Origin of the sequence: Sphingobacterium sp. UGAL515B_05 (assembly GCF_033097525.1) — a bacterium.
GTDB lineage: Bacteria > Bacteroidota > Bacteroidia > Sphingobacteriales > Sphingobacteriaceae > Sphingobacterium.
The window spans coordinates 3749047-3767668 of sequence record NZ_CP109907.1 but is presented as its reverse complement, the minus strand read 5'-3'; the positions used below and the strand labels follow the sequence as shown (position 1 = coordinate 3767668).

The 18622-nt window shown below is 44.3% G+C and carries 12 protein-coding genes; 3 read left to right on the top strand and 9 right to left on the bottom strand.

What is annotated here, in order from left to right:
- The first annotated feature begins 24 nt into the window (after window positions 1-24).
- The gene (locus OK025_RS15340) at window positions 25-1755 is read left to right on the top strand and encodes an RICIN domain-containing protein (protein WP_317665022.1); all 1731 of its coding nucleotides are present in this window, start codon (window positions 25-27) and stop codon (window positions 1753-1755) included.
- A 71-nt stretch (window positions 1756-1826) separates the two neighbouring features.
- Window positions 1827-2678: a sialate O-acetylesterase gene (locus OK025_RS15335; protein WP_317665020.1), complete on the top strand. Its 852-nt coding sequence runs from the start codon at window positions 1827-1829 to the stop codon at window positions 2676-2678.
- Window positions 2679-2801: 123 nt separating this feature from the next.
- Here the strand turns inward: OK025_RS15335 and OK025_RS15330 are convergent, their stop codons facing one another.
- The 7 genes from OK025_RS15330 to OK025_RS15300 form a co-directional block, all read right to left on the bottom strand.
- Window positions 2802-3944, bottom strand: coding sequence for a TlpA disulfide reductase family protein (locus OK025_RS15330; RefSeq protein ID WP_317665018.1), 1143 nt, complete (start codon window positions 3942-3944; stop codon window positions 2802-2804).
- A gap of 36 nt (window positions 3945-3980) precedes the next feature.
- Window positions 3981-5432 (bottom strand): PKD-like family lipoprotein, encoded by a 1452-nt coding sequence (locus OK025_RS15325; RefSeq protein WP_317665016.1) that lies wholly within the window; start codon window positions 5430-5432, stop codon window positions 3981-3983.
- Window positions 5433-6245, bottom strand: coding sequence for a DUF4843 domain-containing protein (locus OK025_RS15320; protein ID WP_201667630.1), 813 nt, complete (start codon window positions 6243-6245; stop codon window positions 5433-5435).
- Between the two features lie 12 nt (window positions 6246-6257).
- Window positions 6258-7751 (bottom strand): RagB/SusD family nutrient uptake outer membrane protein, encoded by a 1494-nt coding sequence (locus OK025_RS15315; protein ID WP_120332417.1) that lies wholly within the window; start codon window positions 7749-7751, stop codon window positions 6258-6260.
- Between the two features lie 43 nt (window positions 7752-7794).
- Complete coding sequence (locus tag OK025_RS15310) at window positions 7795-11166, bottom strand: SusC/RagA family TonB-linked outer membrane protein (RefSeq protein ID WP_317665013.1); 3372 nt, start codon at window positions 11164-11166, stop codon at window positions 7795-7797.
- A 112-nt stretch (window positions 11167-11278) separates the two neighbouring features.
- Entirely contained in the window at window positions 11279-12475 is a 1197-nt protein-coding gene (locus tag OK025_RS15305; protein WP_317665011.1) for a FecR family protein, read from the bottom strand.
- A 66-nt stretch (window positions 12476-12541) separates the two neighbouring features.
- Window positions 12542-13129: an RNA polymerase sigma factor gene (locus OK025_RS15300; RefSeq protein WP_120332415.1), complete on the bottom strand. Its 588-nt coding sequence runs from the start codon at window positions 13127-13129 to the stop codon at window positions 12542-12544.
- A gap of 456 nt (window positions 13130-13585) precedes the next feature.
- Here OK025_RS15300 and OK025_RS15295 point away from each other — a divergent pair, with 456 nt between their 5' ends.
- Complete coding sequence (locus tag OK025_RS15295) at window positions 13586-15103, top strand: trypsin-like peptidase domain-containing protein (RefSeq protein ID WP_317665008.1); 1518 nt, start codon at window positions 13586-13588, stop codon at window positions 15101-15103.
- Window positions 15104-15123: 20 nt separating this feature from the next.
- Here OK025_RS15295 and OK025_RS15290 read toward each other — a convergent pair whose 3' ends face one another.
- The gene (locus OK025_RS15290) at window positions 15124-16758 is read right to left on the bottom strand and encodes an alpha-L-fucosidase (protein ID WP_317665006.1); all 1635 of its coding nucleotides are present in this window, start codon (window positions 16756-16758) and stop codon (window positions 15124-15126) included.
- 252 nt (window positions 16759-17010) lie between these two features.
- Complete coding sequence (locus tag OK025_RS15285; protein ID WP_317665004.1) at window positions 17011-18615, bottom strand: RagB/SusD family nutrient uptake outer membrane protein; 1605 nt, start codon at window positions 18613-18615, stop codon at window positions 17011-17013.
- Window positions 18616-18622: the final 7 nt, after the last annotated feature.

Sequence of the window (18622 nt, the reverse complement as noted above, 5' to 3'; positions counted from 1 at the left end):
AATCACCCTTTAAATATGTAAATTATGAGAACAAACAACATGTGGTTATTGCTGATCTTTTTATTAGCTATTTTTTCCAGCTGCTCGCGGCTGGAAGAAAAAACCTTGACCAGCGAGTCCGAAAGAAGTCTTAAATCCAATGTTTCCGCCCAAGCCGTTACAGGTTGGCCACGAACGACACCAACCTTACATGTAGGCGGGAAGTACCTCAAAGATCCCTGCGACAACAATATTGTCCTGCATGGAGTGGCCATTACACCCAGCCCTTGGTTCAATGGCTGCCAGCATGGTGCCAACTCCGGTTACTGCACCTGGGATAATTACAATGTTCAGGGTGCGCTCAATTACAATAAAGCAGTCATTGACAAACTCAGCAGCGCAGCCGACGGTTGGTATCTCAATTATATCCGTCTGCACATCGATCCGTATTGGACCAATGATCCAGGCGCTCCTATTCCTGAAGACGACATCTCAAGATTTAACTATAATCGCTTGGTTACCTATACTGATCAGGTCATTATTCCACTAATCAACCATGCCCGCAGCCGGGGCATGTATGTGATCTTGCGTCCTCCTGGCGTATGTCCACACCGTATCGCAGTCAATGATGCCTATCATACCTATCTTAAGACCGTATGGACTTTCCTATCGCAGCACCCATCACTAAAGAATGCAGACAATGTGATGTTTGAATTGGCTAACGAACCCGTTGAGATTCTGGGAACAAATGGCAACTGGGGGACGACCGGCAACGAGCATTTTGCTGCGTTGAAAATTTTCTTTCAGCCCTTGGTCAATATCATTCGTAATAACGGTGCCAACAATGTATGCTGGATACCAGGAACTGGCTGGCAGTCCCATTATCAAGGCTATGTCAATAATCCGATTACGGGTGGCAACATTGGCTATGCAGTACATATCTACCCCGGGTATTGGGGTGGTGTCAATACCTATCAAGCTTTTCAAAATGCCTGGAATACCAATGTTAAACCTATTGCAGACATTGCTCCCATTGCCATTACAGAGACAGACTGGGCTCCACAGGGATATGGCACATTTGGTACGGGATCAACCGGTACCGCTGGCGGAAACGGTTTTGGTGCAAATTTAAAATATATTGTGGATCAATCCGGCAATGTAAGCTGGAACCTTCTCGCCCCCGACGATCTGCTCCACAAAGGGGATCCCAACGCCGGGACAGCTTTTAACAATGATTGGGAAGCCTGTGCTGCTCCCGCTAAACAGTGGTTTCAGCAGTATGCTGCCTCCAATTACCCCATGTCTAACTGTACGGTCACTAGTCTGGTCAATAATGGCATTTACGAAATCGAATTCCAGACCGATGCCAACAAGGTACTTGATTTAAAATCAGGTGAAGATGCCAACGGTGCAGTGCTCAGACCGTGGACCAGAAATGGCGCAAATGCACAGCGCTGGGTCGCTATAGATGCCGGTAACGGATACTGGCGCTTTGTTTCAAAAGCAAGTGCAAGCAATCGCTGCATTGATCTGACGAGTAATAGCAATGCGCTTGGAACTGCCATCCGGCTTTGGCAGAACTATAGCAATGATGCTCAGGCCTGGAAGGTAACTGCTGTAGCCAATGGCTATTACAAAATTACGTCAAAGGTAGATGCCACACGCGGTTGGGATGTACCCAACTGTACCATGGACGGCAATTCCAATCTTCAGCTTTGGGATTACTATGGTACCTCCTGTCAATTATTTAAGTTCAAATTTATTGCCATGAACTAAACACTATCTTTTCGCGGTAAGCCATACTTACCGCGAAATAGGTTAATTTTAAAAACATAAAATGCTTCACGATGCGACAAACACAATTTAAAATGCTGCTACTGATCTTCTTGGTATGTTGTTTTACCGGAACAACAGCTTTTGCCCAAGACAAGAACTTCCATATTTACCTTTGTTTAGGACAATCCAATATGGAGGGACATGGACAATTCGAACCTCAGGACACCATCACCAACAGCCGGTTTCATGTGCTGTCGGCAGTAGATTGCCCCGAATTGGGACGGCAGTATGGCAAGTGGTATCCTGCCCGGGCACCACTCACGCGTTGCCACACAGGCCTTACACCTGCAGATTATTTTGGCAGAACGCTTGTAGAAAAGCTTCCCAAAAATATCGAGATCGGAGTCATCAACGTTTCGGTAGGTGGTTGCCATATTCAATTATTTGATCAAGATAGCACGGCAAGCTATGTCGCAAAGGCCCCCGAATGGATGAAATCCATGCTTGCAGCTTATGACAATAATCCTTATGAAAGGCTTGTCATCCTGGCCAAGATGGCACAGCAGAAAGGTATTATCAAAGGTATTTTACTTCACCAGGGGGAATCCAATACCGGCGATCGCGAATGGCCCAATAAAGTAAAAAAAGTCTATGAAAACCTCTTGCACGATTTGCACCTGAACGCCCAAGATGTACCCCTACTTGCTGGTGAACTCCTATCGGCCGAAGCAGGGGGTAAATGCGCAAGCATGAACAGTATCATCCAAACATTGCCCGCTACTATCCCGACTGCCCATATCATTTCTTCTGCGGGTTGCCAGGGTATCGGCGATGGACTACACTTCAGTCCTGCCGGATACCGGCAGCTGGGTAAAAATTATGCGGCAAGCATGCTTAAATTGCTGACGAAAATAAAAAAATAAAAAAAGCTAGGGAGTCAATCCCTAGCTTTGAATGACAAGCAGCTAGCCGCCCGAATCACTAAACCGTTCTTTTCTTATAATTTCCTTCGTTATCTTTAAAAGAGATAACAAAACGCTCGATCATTAATTTCCAAAAATTTTGGCCAACTCTTGGTGTAACAGTTCACCTTTTATATTGATAGCGACAATGTTTCCCTTAGGATCCACTAAATAATTTTGTGGTACAGCACGTACGCCATACAATACCGCAGCCTCATTGCTCCAGCCTTTTAGATCTGCGACATGGATCCATGGCAAACCATCATCTTTGATGGCTTTTAACCAGGCATTTTTTCCTTTGGTATCATCTAGCGACACTGCAAGGACCTCCAATCCTTTACTTTTGTATTTGTTATAGGCCTTTAATAAGTTGGGGTTTTCAGCGCGGCAGGGACTACACCAGCTTGCCCAAAAGTCGATAAGCACATACTGGCCTTTAAAATCGGATACTTTGATCATTTTCCCTTCCGTATCCGGCTGGGAAAAATCGGGTGCCTTATTGCCGATTTTTACACTTCTCTCCGCTAGAAAACGCGCTTCCAACTGTCGCGCATTGGTCATTTGACGCACTTCTTTGGACAGCTTCAAAAACAAAGGTTCAATCTCACTGAGCTTTCGTTTGTTGGCCGCATCAATAAGGGCGTCCACCGCGAATATTGAATTGGGATTTTTGGCAGCAAAGGCAAGCTCTTTTACCCGGCGGGCTTCAAAACGCGCCTCAAACTTTTCATGAATAGCCTTATACTGCTCGCTGGCATCGGGAGCATCTTGCTTTACGGCCGCAAAGGCCTTATTCCCCGCATCAATGATATCCATGAAACCACCACCAATTTCATTTAAATAAGCGACATAGGCGTTATGCAATGGCGACCCTTTTATGGCAGCAGTACGCAATGAATCCTTGATGGTCATATTGTAAGTTTCATTGCCTAAATAGAAGTATAAACGGTCGCCAATATTCTGTGCGACTAATTTCCCCTTACTGTCTTGATCAAAAACCATCCTGGAGTAAGACGGCTCCTCTACTGTTCCTTTGAAACTAAATCTGCCGTCCACGATAGCCGATGAATCCGATGCCGGAAATCCATCTCTTATATAATCCAGATACACTTTCTTGCCATTGAAAGCTTTTGGTGCACTTCCCTTGATCTGGAAGCTAGCTTGCTGCGCAAAGGATGTCATAGGCAAAAATGCCAGTGCTAAGGCAACTATTTTTAAATTTTTCATATTTTTTTGTTTGGTTCAATTTTTATATTATTCCTTTCAGTTACGCCAGGTCATATCCACAGGATTTCCGGGAAGACCCTCAATTGTTTTGAGCAACTCGCCATTTTTCCCAACACGGATATCCATATAATACAGCGCTCCTTCTGCCCCAGCAATCAGGGTATTCTCATCGTCCTCTAATTTGAGCATGCTTATATCCGATTTGATGGTTGTTTTCAATAGATCCACTTGCTGATTGAGCGGGTTGTAGCGAAATACCTGATTTTTGTAGGCCACATAAATATATCCATTTCGGGTCGCCACCAACTTTGTTTCCGCATTGATCCATTCTTGTTTTATAAAGATCTTCTTATGTATTGCGGTGATCATAAATGGTCCATTAAAATTTGCATTGAACTTCAATTCATAAATATGACCACTCCCGTCCTTCGTATAAGCATAGGTATCCGTATTATTGATCTGCACCATTTTGATCAGATCCATGCCTACCTGTGTTGGATCAAAAATTTCAGTATTGACGGGACTATACTGGGTACCAAAATACATAGGGCTACCGTAAATATTGATTCGGACAAACTGCTTTTTATTTTTTTCGAAAGCGATTACGCTATAATTATTGTCTACTGTTGTCAATACTACTTCTGGTGCTAACGCGTAGTCCCCATCCGCATAAGTTCCAAACATGCCGTAGGTGTTCGATTGATCCCAGGTGTTTGTAGTTCCCCCATAAAATTTGTCATTGATCACCCCCATCATTACCCCTTGAGGATGGGCGAACAAACTTCCCACAGCAATCGTTGACGGTGCCAAAAAAAAGTTATCGTGCAGGGTACCGGGTTTTACCGCCTCCTTAACAAGATTGTTTACATCTAGCCGCACGCCGGCCTGTTTTGATATAATCCAGTAACCCAAGGGGGTATTTCCCGTAAACTGGTTTTTTAAGTAATGGATATGCATAGGATCCACCGGTAATGGTTCGCCGTTGATCGCCTCATAAATATTGGGCTGTACAGTATTATCGGGCTTTATAAACGAAAGTTTACTAACCCCGTTTTCGACAGATAACACAAGTGACCCACGCGAAAAAGCTGTCGTTCCCTGGATCTTAAAATTATAGAAATATTTCATCCCATTGCCCGTATTGGTCACCGTAAGGCGCGCCGTATATCTTTTGGCCTGAAGCCCGAAAACGATACGCAGCGCGGGACCTTCGTAGTGGTTAGCTTCGGGCACGAGTGCCTCTGGCACATCGATTCGCCAGTTACATTTCACTGAAGCCGCATCGATGCCGGTAATTTTTGGGATTATAATAAGGCTGTCCCCCACTGATGCTTCATACAAAGTATCTAACCCTGAGATCTGCGGCCCATCAGGCATATCGATGGCATAATTTCCCTTGTCCTTATAACAGCTTTCGAAAGCCAATAGGGTTAAAGACACAATAGCAAAAAATAGTATTGCTCTCAATCTGTTTAAATTTCTTTTCATCTATCTGACTTCCTTTCCTGATTCATCTATAAAATAATACTTACCCGAAGCGCTATTTTTCCTTAATAAGATGCTTCGGTTTGGATTGTCCACATGATAGAATTGGTAGGTCTGTCCATTATCGTTGCTGCTCAGCACGTAATTTTTTTCTGGATGATCCTTGACCCATTTAAATGGATCGTTGAGCATCATGAGCAAGAGATTTGCAAAGTAGAGATTTTTGGGTGCATCGAGCCCGACCGTCGAAAGCGAACGTTGTTCGGTGACAATTAGGAAGAGCTGATGTTTTACCCGCGAATAATTATCAAGCCACATGGTCCACCAGGCAGGCTGTTCCAATTGGGCCGAAATAATAATTCGCGCCCGTATCAGTGTTGGGTTTTCAACCCCAAAGTCATCACTAGCTTTAAGTTTTACGAGCAGTGATACAGATTGACTTTCAAGCGCGCTTATATTATGCACAACGATAGGCATAAAGGCCCGACCGGCATTACTTTCCAATGGATATTCTGATTTCAACGGATCATAGTGCAGGTCTGCACGCGCCGTTGATGAATCTTTTTCCACGAAAGCCTCAAAATGCCGAGTGTGCTGGTCACGGTATCCCATTACTTTGACAGGAACAAAAATGGTATCCTGCGCCTTGGTCATATCGTAGGCAAAAGTATATACAATGCTATCCCGATCAGCGTCGCTCAAATCAAAATAAACATTTGCCGACCTGTCGTAGGTCGCTAAAACTGCCTTTTTGCAAGAACACAACATCAGCAGTGGTAGTAGCAATAGCAGAAGTAATAAAGTATCTTTTTTCATTTTGGTTACGATTTACCGTTGTCCATAGATAATTTCATCATCCGGCAACGGCCATACATAAATTTGTTGACTGGCCGGAATTGTAGTGCCTTGCTGTCCGACAATTGGTTCATTGAGCCGTTTATACGCAAAAAACAATTGTCCTTCGGCAAACATTTCTTTCCGATATTCCTTCAGTAGTTCGGTTCGGAGTTTGGCGTTTGTCGAAATATCCACTTTCTGACCAATGCCTCGATGTTCACGGACCTCGTCAAGCCATGCTGCAGCCTGAGCGGGTGCTGTTTCGTAGCTACATTCGGCGGCTATATAGTAGATTTCACTCAAGCGGATCGCCGGAGCTACCAAATAATGAAGATTGGCGGCAAAACTGTCACCCAACGTATTCCGGCGATATTTGTGAATAGATGATATAAAGGAATTTCCAACGCTTACTGTTCCAAACCATTGTGTATAGCGCATGTCACCGCCACCGGCTCCTGCAACTTCGTAAATGGTTTTTGCCTCATCCTGATCCAAATAGATCGCGCTGTTGTTGTCCTGAAACCAGTCATTGTTATAGGTGTTGTTCATAGCCGGGATATACCAGGCAAACAACAGTTCTTTATAGAAAATCCGATCCTTTTTATCCGCATCGACAGCAAGGAAATCAGTGGCATTGGTCCATGGAAATTTTTTGGCATCAATCACTTCACGTGCGTTCAGCAATGCCTTTACTTTGTCTCCACTGTAGAGGTAAGTGCGTGCCAGCAGTCCACACACGGCATAATAGTTAAGCCGGTGCCTTCTATTCTGTAAAAAGAGGCTCTTGTCCTGTAGCTCCGAATTTTTCAACGTGTCACCGACAGTGGGATAACCAACCACATAGGATTTCAGGCGGATAGGGTCAACTTTCAGCAATTCTTTGGCTTCTTCCAGATCTCGGATTACCGAATCCAATAGTTGGGACACTGTGGACAATTTGGTAGACTTATTGGAATAGGTCGTTACATATGGAATGGCTTCAATTTTGTTATTTACAACCGGAGCCGGACCAAATAGGCGCAAGGCATCAAAATGCAGATATGCTCTCAAAGCCAGCGACTCACCTTTGATCAATTGATAATTGCTTCCCGTAAACAATTGTTTTTTACGGTCGATTTCCTCCAGTATCAGATTGGTATTAACAATACCATTGTATAGACCTTTCCAGATATTGTCCTTTCGGCCAATAAAATTACCGTCATTAAATTTAAACAACTTTGTCTGCTGGTAACGCAACGGATCATTGCTTGATAATGCATAGTTCTGGACCAATACCTCCGGTGTTCCAATGGTTAGCTCCTTACCATAGAGATCGTCTTTTGCACAACGCGTATATACCCCAATCAGGGCTTCCTTGAAACCATCTTCGGTGGAGAAGAGAACTGATTTGTCAATTTCGCTTTCTGGTTGTATATCGAGCCACTTGGAGCAAGAAAGCGTACTCAGGGCTGTGAACAGTATTAAAACTATAGTTAAATTCTTCATCTGTACATATTTTTTCCATCCTTCGGATGGGATTTACCATCTTTTATAATCCTGCCTGTAGGGTAAAAGTCACACTTCGGGCAAATGGATACGTAATTCCACGTTCCACTTTCACCGAAGACCAACGAAAGATATCATTTGCAACAAGGCCGACACGCAGGCTTGACAGCGCCAATTTTTTCGACAGCGCTTTCCCTGCATCATAAGAAAGATTAAGAGACTGTAGGGCAAATAAGTTGTCCGGCATAATAAAACGCGAGGACACTCTTGTCTGTCCCAGATCCTGAATACTTTTGTAAAAGGTAACATCGCCAGGATTTTTCCATTTTTCCTCCAGAACCCTACTATCCACATTGTAGCGTGGATCGGCATTTTCGACACGGTCTACCAAGGTTTGGTTATAGGTTTTACCTCCTATCCGCGTTTGGAAATAAGCGACCATCATAAATTGCTTATAGCGAAGTGTCCCTCCGAAAAATCCTTCCATTGTTGGTGTAGCTACCCCAACGACATCAATATCCCTTGCATCCCAGTCATACGACAACGTCCCGTCTTTTTTAATAAAAACTTCCTTTCCATTCTCGGGATCGATACCCAAAGAAGGAACGGCATAGATAGCGTCGAGGGATTGCCCTTCTTTATAACGAAGCAAAGGAACAGCCATTAAATCAGTTCCCTGCTGAGCTTCGTCGACACGTTCGTTGTAGCTCTTCAATGCGTTTGAAATACGGACGATTTTATTTCTGTTCCGCACCAAATTCGCCAATAGACTCAGAGTCCATTTTTCGTTTTTAAGGGCAATCCAATTGGCATTGAGCTCAAATCCTTTATTTTCAAGGTCCCCCAGGTTTTCTTTATAAGCGCTAAATCCGGTAGAAGGTGCCAGGTTTATATCAGCCAAGATATCACGGGTTATCTTATGGTAGTAGCGTGGCGAAAGGGTCAGACGATCGTGCCAAAGGCCTAGATCAAGACCGACATCGGTACTTTGGGTCTTTTGCCAGGTCAGGTTTTCATTGCCATAGTTACGCACGATACTTCCCAGCCCCGATGAGTACCAATTGCTTTTATCGTAACTATAGGTTGTCCGCGACATGTAAGGATCGAACTGCACAGATCCCGTCAGCCCCAGTGTTGCACGCAGCCGAAGCTGGCTGACAACATCGTTGGCGAACCATTTCTCCTTGTGCATATTCCAGCCGATACCAGTCGACCAAAATGGTGCGGTGCGCTTATTTGCCCCAAATTTTGAGGATCCATCGATTCGGACCGTTGCATCCATCAGATAGCGGTTATCATAGGAATAGTTAGCACTTAAAAAAGCTCCAAACAACCTGGAGGCACCCAAACTGCTCGACGGACTTGCATTCTCAGCATATCCCTTGGCAAATCCTACACTTGTAAACCGATCATTCGGAAATCCGATCGCTTGAAATGAACGCTCGTCATAGCTTTCTGTCCGTATATTGGTTCCCCCCACGACATTGAAGCTATGTTTATCAATCGTACGCATCCAATTGAGACGTATGTTTGCATCCCAGTACAATTCATTGTTTGTATAACTGGTATAACTACCCTTTTCGTCTGTTTGTGCCGTAGGATAGAAATAAAAGTCATTGGCTAAGGGCGAGCGGAAATTATCATCGGTATTCAAACGTTTCAACAAACTTACCTGTCCCCGGAGACGCAGCCCATTACTCAGGTCAAAATCCCCCGAAAAATTGTTCAGCAGTTCGGTATAGCCCAATTTATTGAAGCTATTCAATGTCGCATTATAGAGTGGATTCAAGACGTATTCCCGTTGTGCACTACCTGAGTTTGCAACCCTTGTCCATACATCGGCCTCCTGTATAATATTGCCCTGATCATCTGTCATGCGGTAGTAAGGATTCATTCTTACATAATCCGCAAAATTTCCATAGGGCGATTCACGCCCGTCTACCACGGTTACGGCAAGCTCATTCTGAAATCTAAATTTATCCTTTAGGTTATAACTAAAGTTTAGCCCGCCCGAATATTGATTTCTTCCCGATCCCTTCATCACACCGGGTCTGGTCTGATAACGCATGTCTACGCCATAGCGGAAACTTTCCGACCCACCTTCTAGATAGAGACCATGCTTTTGTCCGACCGCGGTCCGTACTGGCTGTGACAGCCAATAGGTGTCAACACCGCCAAGCACATTTGCTAGTTTCTGATAATACAGCTCATCCAATGCATCCTGTGGTTGGCGCTGAATTGTTGCATCATACAGCCCAGCCAGTTTTTCATAGGCCAATTTATCAGCAGCATGCAATACATCGTATCCTGTCAAATCCGGCATATTTATATTGCTCTCATGCGTATAAGTCAATTGCAATTTCCCGTCCCTGGGCATCTTAGTCGTTATTACCATCACACCATTGGCCGCTCTCGAGCCATATATGGCTGTAGCAGCAGCGTCTTTCAAGATCGTGACACTTTCAATACGGGTCATATCCAGATCGAGAACCTTCTGTACACTCACTTCGAAACCGTTTAATATAAAAGCCGGCATATTGATAGTTGTAGTGATATTATCCCTTCGCAGCACTTCGTTCCCGCCAGTAGGCAAAGATGAAGATCCGCGCACATTGATATTCGGCAAGGCATTGGGATTGGATCCAGCAAGATTATTGTCGAGCAATTTAAACGATGGATCGAATACCTGCATGGCTTGGAGGACGTTTTGCGGATTTACCTGTCGCAGCTCGTCGCCACTTTTCGTAATCGCCGTTCCTGTGTAGGAATCTTTTTTTAGCACTTGGTACCCCGTTACAACGACCTGCTCAAGAGCATTCGCTTCTTCTTCCATCACTACACTGTACTCATCCTTGTTTTCGGCCAAAGAGAGCGTGAAGTTTTTATAGCCAACCCTACTGAATGTAAGCGGTTGCATAGTACCGACAAAAGAAAAATGCCCATCTTTATCGACCACTGCGATGGTATTGCCCACCTGTGAAATATTCACGTCGGAAAGCGGCTTACGGTCTTTCCCAAGGACTTGTCCACGAATCTGCTTCTGGGATGGTTTTTCTACCTGGGGGAGGCTTTTAGGCTCGGATTTCCGTGAACTGGCTTTCCTTTCGAGAAAAATTGTCTTTGATTCAATCGTGTAGCCGATTTCCTGCTGACTTAAAATTTTATCAAGAAATAATTTAAGGGGCATTTTGTCCGCTTTAATTGAAATTGACTTTGCCGATTCCAATATCTTTTTGGCTCCGAGCACCTCATAGTTCGTCTGAAGTTTGACCGCCTGCAGCACATCCATCAGTGGAACATTGTGCCCGGCATAGGTAACGGTCTGCGCATTTGCCTTATGGCCCAGCTGGAGTAAGACAGCAAAAACGAGCCATAAAAGGGGCTTGGTCGCTTGTGAAAAACAACTTAATTTCATTAATTCTAGTTAGTTTAGTTAGGTTAGATTGTAGGATCCACTGATTAGATGAAAGGATCCACTGTCCAATTTGTTAATTCATATCGTTTGGTGAAGTATAATTTTTCGTTCTTTATTGCCCTCCTTTCTGTGCTTTAGGATCATTTTTTTCAATAATGAGTTTCCCATTTTCCGTCAAATGATACGACAGATCCTGGTCTTTTAATATCTTAAGGATAGTTGATAACTTGCTCGTTCTGAATGTTCCACCGAAAAAGGAAACATCAGGCACATCGCCCTTATACACGACATCTATGGCATACCATTGGGACAGTTCATCCATCACTTGTCGAAGTGATTTTCCGTCAAAATTAAATTTGCCATATACCCAAGCCATTTCTTGTTGTACGTTTACCGGATGTTTGGTCAACAATGTACCTGTGTTGACAGACTGATCGCCAGGCAATAAGGTTACTTTTTTACTTCCGAGCAGCGTCGTTACCATTACTTTACCTTCTAACAAAGTGGTCTTTGTAGGTACCGATGTCTGATAGGCATTGATATTGAAGTGCGTTCCAAGTACTTGTACTTGCTGGTTTTTGGTATGAACTATAAAAGGCTGATCCTTCTTTTTTGCAACTTCAAAATAAGCCTCTCCAAGGAGCGTTACCTCGCGTTTATCTTTAGCGAATACTGTCGGATAAGAAAGTGTCGTCCCGGCATTTAGTTTAACCAGGGTTCCATCGGGCAGAGTGACTTCGTAGATACCACCCCGTGGGGTTTCGATTCTGGCAGACACCGCAGCATTGATCGGTGCAACTTCATGTCCGTCTTCATAGCGTATGCCGCCGCCATCGATAACAACTTGTTTTTCGCCTTTATTCAAAGCATATTGCCTCCCGTCCGAGAGTGTGATAACAGCCTGATGGGACGCTGGAAGCCGATCATTTACACCCTCCCGCTGCGTTTCAACCAGCCGGTTGCTATCCTTATTCCAATACCAAACCACAGAAAGAGCCAGCAGCACACTGGCGGCAGCAACGTAAGGCAATAGACGTTTCAGGAGCCCAGGTCCTTTCTTTGAAGTATGGAAGGAAATTTTAGCTTTTAATGACTCAAAATTACGTCGCGTTTCAAAATCCTGTAGACGCGTATAAGCATCACGCTGCAGCTTCTCATCAAGACAACGTTGAAAGATCTGTTTGTTCCGTTCGGATTCCTGTAGCCAACTCTCCAAAAAAAATCGATCTTCGCCTGTTAGCGTTCCCTGCATTTTTTGGAGAATGAGTGCACTGATACGGATGAGTTTTTCTTCTTCTTTAGGATCCATTTTGAGCTATTTCATCTATAGATACCACACCGATTGAAAAAAGTACCAAAAACAATTAAAAAAAAATTAAATTTTCCCAAAAAGAACGATTAATGACAATAGGTAATTAAAGGAATCTCGTCTCAAATGCTGCCGCAGCAGACCCAGGGCACGTAATTTTTGGTTTTTTACCGTCTGAATATTAATCTGCAGTAGATCAGCAATCTCCTGATTACTGTTGCCTTCGAGGTAGCTCAGCTGTATTATTTCCCGTGCTTTGGGTGGAAGTTGTTGAATGGCATCGTAGAGTTCGGCCATTGTTTCGGCATAGACAAGCTCATGCAAATGGGATTTTTGATCCTGTTCCTGCTGCTCCACATAGCTATCGACCCGATTTATCCTTCGCTGTCGGGCAGTCTGCTTATTGAGCCCTACATGGCGGGTGGCCTGATAGAGTGCCGCTTTCAGATGGGATAAACTTTCAAAACTTCGTTTGCTCTGCCATAACCGTATAAATCCCTCCTCGGCAATGTCTTCCGCTTCTTTGCTTTCCTCTACAAAGCTCGATGCATATAAACAAATACGACTGAAATAACGGTTATATACATAAGCGCAAGCGCGCTCCTCCCCATTTAGGAAATCTTCAAGCAGCTCTTTCTCGCTCGTATACTTCATGGGTAGATTCGTTTAGCTAGCGGTTAATCTTTTCGTGGATAAAGATAACTAAAAAGAATGGATACTTCCTATGATTGGCCTATCCCTAAATTCTTCCTACTATTTTTTCACAATTTTCGCTCCTATACCATAAATTTTTCGGCAAAGCGTCGTAAAAATAACGAAAACTCAATAATATATTCAGAACTAACCACTTACCCTTGTTTCTTTAATCACAATTAAGCTACCTTTGAACCGTGATGTTGAAAAACCAAACCTAATCCGATAAATCAACCTATTTGCAATATGATACCTCGTTCCAAAAAATTCGCTATAAGCACATTTCTCCAATATCTTATTAAGACAATATTATACGTAATTACCTGCTCCACCTACTGCTTTGCGCAGACGGGGCGGTCAGCAGTTCATGAGATACCGAGATCTGTCATTGAACGGGTTCAGACGGCTTCCATAAAGATGTTTGGCATTGACAGTTTGAGCGGACAGCAAAACAGTGCTCCCTTTAGTGGGGTAATTGTCCATTCGGACGGAACAATTCTTACTGTGGCACATGCTACAAGGCCCGGCAATTTCTATCGTGTTATCTTTGCCGATGGCAAGCAAGGAGTTGCCAAGGCTCTCGGAAGGCTGGTCGTTGATCAACAAAGTAACTTGCCCGATATTGCCATGATGAAAATGCAAGGCCAGGGCCCCTGGCCTTATGCTGAAATGGGCTGGTCATCATCCATCACTGAAAACCAGCTTTGCTTTGGGCTATCGTATCCAGAAACATTACCTTTCAACATTCCTTTTCTACGGACGGGACGCATTCTAAAGAAATTGGATAACTTTGGGTTTATTCAAAGCAGCAGCATAATGGAACCCGGTGATTCCGGAGGTCCATTATTTGATGCCCTGGGCCGTGTAATCGGTCTTCACAGCCGTATAGATGGTGCTGAAGGTATCAATTTTGAGGTTCCTATAAACAGTTACCGGAGTTATTGGCAGTCGCTGACCAATCCAGTTGCTATCAGCAGTTATCCTGTCTCAACCGATTCAATCGGTAAAGATCCTCAGCAAAAAAAACTAATTCAATTGGGGATCAAAAAACCTGCGAAACATCCGAAAACAAATTTTCAGCCCATCCAGATCAGCAGTACATTAGATGGCGACAGCATACTGCTATTAGGTACAGCATTTAATTTGGGAAACAATAAACAGGTCATCTTATCCAAAAGTAGTCTTATTGGCGAAGCACCAATCGTCAAAATAGGTAACAGGATTCATGTATTAAGAATTCTGCTCAGAGACGAAAAAAGCGACTTGGTAGCACTCATTAGTGATCATCAATTTCCGTCAGTCAATGTATCGAAGGTAGCCCGGCAAAGTATTTCTGATTCTTTTGTTGGTTTAAACCTGTGGTCGCTTCTTGGAGCCGATCAGCGTAAATTCGGTGTACTGGGCATGTCATCCCAAACCTTCCCACGTTTACCTGTTCCCGGAACTTTCGATGCACAAATGCAGGAAATAGAAGGCCTTCCGACCTTAACCAAAGTAGATAGCACGGGTGCCGCAGCCCGCGCTGGACTTCGTGTCGGCGACCGTATGCTTACACTAAATAATCGCGACGTGTCAAGCGCCATCAAAATAAATGCGGCCATGCAGCAATTTTCTGCCGGCGATACACTGCAGGTTCAATACCGACGTGGAGCCGCAGATCTATACACAAATGTAATTCTTTCTAATTGGTCCGTCAGGGAAAATCCTCACCCTGCAAACAATATTCCAAAAGGAAAATCAGTTCGCAGGGATAATTTTTTACGTGTATTTCTTCATGACTCACGCATTCATGCCGACGAATGTGGAAGTCCGGTAGTCGATAGCAAAGGTAACTTTATCGGGCTCAATATAGCCCGATTTAGTCATACAGCTTGCCTGGCGATCCCAAGAGATACCATCCTAGCCTTTTTATCCACAGTCGAACACATGCTCTAGCACAAGAAAAGATAAAGTCATTAGGAAATTTTTAGTACCGTTGCGATACTGTTTTGAACAAAACTATCGGGTATGGAGACCACTAGATCATTATCGAGTTGTTGAAACGCTATACGATCGTTAGTTCCGAGTAACTGTACCTGACCAACTTTTCTCGAATTGGGGGCTAAACGACCCAATGACTTTATTCGGAGCTGCTTTTTGGTCAACGTTCCCATTATAAAAGCATACATGACATTTCCTTTTGTCGTGAAGCGCACATCATCGCCGGTAAAAGCTTTTCCCTTCCCTTCATTAAAGCCCTGCACATGCAGTGAAGGAGCTTCCTCCTGTGCAGGCCCCTCACCAAAAATATGCCATGGTCTTGTTCCTATGATTGCTTCACTGTGAACTGCCATCCAGCCTCCTATTCCCGTTACGACCTCCCTTGCACGGTCGTCGATGGAACCGTCACCGCGTAATGGTACACTTAACAATAAGTTGCCGTTTTTACTAACGACATCAATCAGCATATGAATTACGGTTTTAGCCGATTTATAGTGATTATTTTCATAAATTCGGCGATCATAGTGCCAAGAACCGATACAGGTACAGGTCTGCCAGGGCTGCGGTTCAATGGTGTTGCTCTGTCCCCGTTCGATATCCCATACCAGGCATTTCCGTTGCTGTTCATTCAGGATTTTCCCATTGATGACCACATCAACCTTGCCTTTGTTTGCCTGCATACTTTTATTATAAAAGTCGGCCGCGATCTCCAGTCCAACATTGCTGATTGGATAAAGCGGCAGTACCGTATCGTCGAAGTAAACCATGTCGGGCTTGTAGTTATCCATCAGTTCCAGGGTCCGGGCCTTAAAGTTTTCGCAATAGGCCTTTGTTGGCACACTTACCCCTGAATTTACATCCCAATGCCACTGCCGATGAACCGTGTTGTCGTCTTTGCTATCTAAACTAGGCTCATGATCCTGAGCGTAGAGCTCCTGAGGATCGTAATCTGCCCACCATTTTCCTGCGCCATCCTTTTTCGTTAGTTTCCCATCATAGGGTACACCGGCAAACTTACCGGCTTTATCACTTCGTTGCGCTGTCTCATACCAGGTCCAGGCATGGGCTGCGTGAACGCTCACACCAAATTTGAGTCCTCGTTTTTTGGCAGCACGCTCCCAGCCGCCTACAATATCTTTTTTGGGGCCAACATTGACGCTATTCCATTGATGGTGGCTACTGCGGTAAAGATCCAAATTATCATGATGATTGGCTAGGGCCATGAAATACTGGGCACCGGCATTTTTATAGAGGTCCATCAGCTCTTCCGGATTCCAATTTTCGGCTTTCCACTGATGGATAACATCTTTAAAACCAAACACCGAAGGGTGTCCATATTTTTCGACGTGATAATTATACTGATCGGATCCCTCCTGATACATACCCCGCGCATACCAATCGCCGCGCTCGGGCTGACACTGCGGGCCCCAGTGCGCCCAGATACCAAATTTGGCATCCCTGAACCACTCAGGCACCTGATAATTTTCTAGTGAACGCCAGTCGGGATGAAAAGGTACTTTTCCCAAATAGGTGTGTGCAGCGCTAAATTTGCCAAGGAAAAGCGTCGGAATAGTTGCACCGAGAAATTTAATTGCTGTTCTTCTGTCCATTATTCAATGATCTTCGATCAGAATGCCTCGACACAAATTGCACGACAAAGGCATCCGGTTTATAATTTGTTATCTACTTGAATACCAAAAATACCTGTATTGGATCAGGAAAGAAACTACATAATCGATCAATACTAGTACAATATCGACACAGGATTCTTTTTGTTCAGTGGAACAAAAAAAAGGTGCCCTAAAAAGGACACCTCCACCTAACACTAACTATGAATACATAAAAACATCTATTTTCCCAGATCAATTGTTCATGTCGTTCCCTTTCAAATTTTTGTTGTTGTCCAGTTCGGCCTGTGGGAAGGGGTAATACATGGCTTTTGCCGACCAGCCCGCTTTCTTTAAAGGCTCAAGCCAGGTAGGGTCAGCCATGCCCCAGCGCAAAAGGTCAAAATACCGCTGATATTCTCCCAAAAATTCGACAAATCGTTCATGCACGATAATACTTTTTATAGTATTCAACGCAACACCGTTTTTTACCAAACCTTTTGCAATCAGTCCATCTACGTCGGGAATTGTCCCGTTGGATTTTTGATACCAGAGATGCGGCTGCTCATCCGGAACGATATTATTGGCGCGCTTACGCACCAGGTTGATGTATTGTTTCGCTCCGGCGATATCGCCACGTTCATTGAGACATTCCGCATAAAGCAGCAGCACATCGCTATAGCGAAAAATACGATCATTGTTGCCATTATCAAAGTCAGCGATCTGAACATCCGGACAATATTTCCGGGTACCAAAGAAATCTTTATTGGTCGCCAGGTTTTTCATCCAGTCCGTATAGGTCGTGACCTTACCGTCCAGCTGCGTAAACTTTGCACCATTCTCGCACCAAAGCGTCATATATTTCCGGGGATCTCCTTCTTCAAATTCATCATGTGCCATTTTATTGGGCGCCAAGTTCCACCAGGCACCACCGGTACCATCGAACATGCCGATCTCCTGCCATCGCCACGAACTCGATATATCGTCCCCAAGCCAGCCAGGCCCATTATACAGCTGTATCTCAAATACAGATTCCTGGTTATTCTCCTTCGACTCCAAAAAATTGTCCCTATAGGAAGACATCAATTGATACTCCTTGCTATCAATAACGCTTTTCAACTGGATCTCGGCATTTGCAAAATCTGCAGCCTGTCCCTTCGCCAAGATAGGTTTATACAGGTAGGTTTTAGCCAAGTAAGCCTGTGCTGCACCTTTGGTTGCCCGACCGATCATTTTACTGTCGGCATAGAGTGCTGCCCGCGTTGGCAACAATTCCGATGCTCTCTTAAAGTCATCCACGATTAGGGCATATACGGCCCCCGCCTGTGCATTGCCGGGATAGTAATCTTCGTTGGTCTCGACAGGTTTATTGATCAGCGGAATGGTTTCGCCAAACAACATGCTCAGGTGCAAATAGTTCAGTGCTCTCAAAAAATACGCTTCCCCCAATAACCGATTCTTTCTATTTTGATCTATTTCGCCTTCAAACTTCTGAATCCGATCGATGGCTAAATTAGCCGCAAACACCCCGTTCCAAAAATCTCTCCAGGTCTGAGCTGCCATCCCATCGCTCGCAGGGGTATTGTACGTGTCCTGATACATGGGTTCCCATTTAAAAGTATGGTTGTAATCGTCCCCGGGTGCCAAGAGCTCGAAATACAAACTACGAGCATATCCGCCCTGTGTACGGCCGATCAGTGCCTGATAGGCAGGTATGACCGAATTTTCCAATTGATCTGCTGTTTTATAATAGGTATCTGTCGACAATTCCTGCGGATTGGAGAGATCTAGATTTGGCTTACAGCCCGAGAACTGTATCAACAAAGCAGCAGCAGCCATTTTTATATAGTGTCTGTTCATGGTATCG

Coding starts and splice junctions, on each gene's coding strand:
- OK025_RS15340 (WP_317665022.1), top strand. CDS start 25: ATGAGAACAAACAACATGTGGTTATTGCTGATCTTTTTATTAGCTATT.
- OK025_RS15335 (WP_317665020.1), top strand. CDS start 1,827: ATGCGACAAACACAATTTAAAATGCTGCTACTGATCTTCTTGGTATGT.
- OK025_RS15330 (WP_317665018.1), bottom strand. CDS start 3,944: ATGAAAAATTTAAAAATAGTTGCCTTAGCACTGGCATTTTTGCCTATG.
- OK025_RS15325 (WP_317665016.1), bottom strand. CDS start 5,432: ATGAAAAGAAATTTAAACAGATTGAGAGCAATACTATTTTTTGCTATT.
- OK025_RS15320 (WP_201667630.1), bottom strand. CDS start 6,245: ATGAAAAAAGATACTTTATTACTTCTGCTATTGCTACTACCACTGCTG.
- OK025_RS15315 (WP_120332417.1), bottom strand. CDS start 7,751: ATGAAGAATTTAACTATAGTTTTAATACTGTTCACAGCCCTGAGTACG.
- OK025_RS15310 (WP_317665013.1), bottom strand. CDS start 11,166: ATGAAATTAAGTTGTTTTTCACAAGCGACCAAGCCCCTTTTATGGCTC.
- OK025_RS15305 (WP_317665011.1), bottom strand. CDS start 12,475: ATGGATCCTAAAGAAGAAGAAAAACTCATCCGTATCAGTGCACTCATT.
- OK025_RS15300 (WP_120332415.1), bottom strand. CDS start 13,129: ATGAAGTATACGAGCGAGAAAGAGCTGCTTGAAGATTTCCTAAATGGG.
- OK025_RS15295 (WP_317665008.1), top strand. CDS start 13,586: ATGTTTGGCATTGACAGTTTGAGCGGACAGCAAAACAGTGCTCCCTTT.
- OK025_RS15290 (WP_317665006.1), bottom strand. CDS start 16,758: ATGGACAGAAGAACAGCAATTAAATTTCTCGGTGCAACTATTCCGACG.
- OK025_RS15285 (WP_317665004.1), bottom strand. CDS start 18,615: ATGAACAGACACTATATAAAAATGGCTGCTGCTGCTTTGTTGATACAG.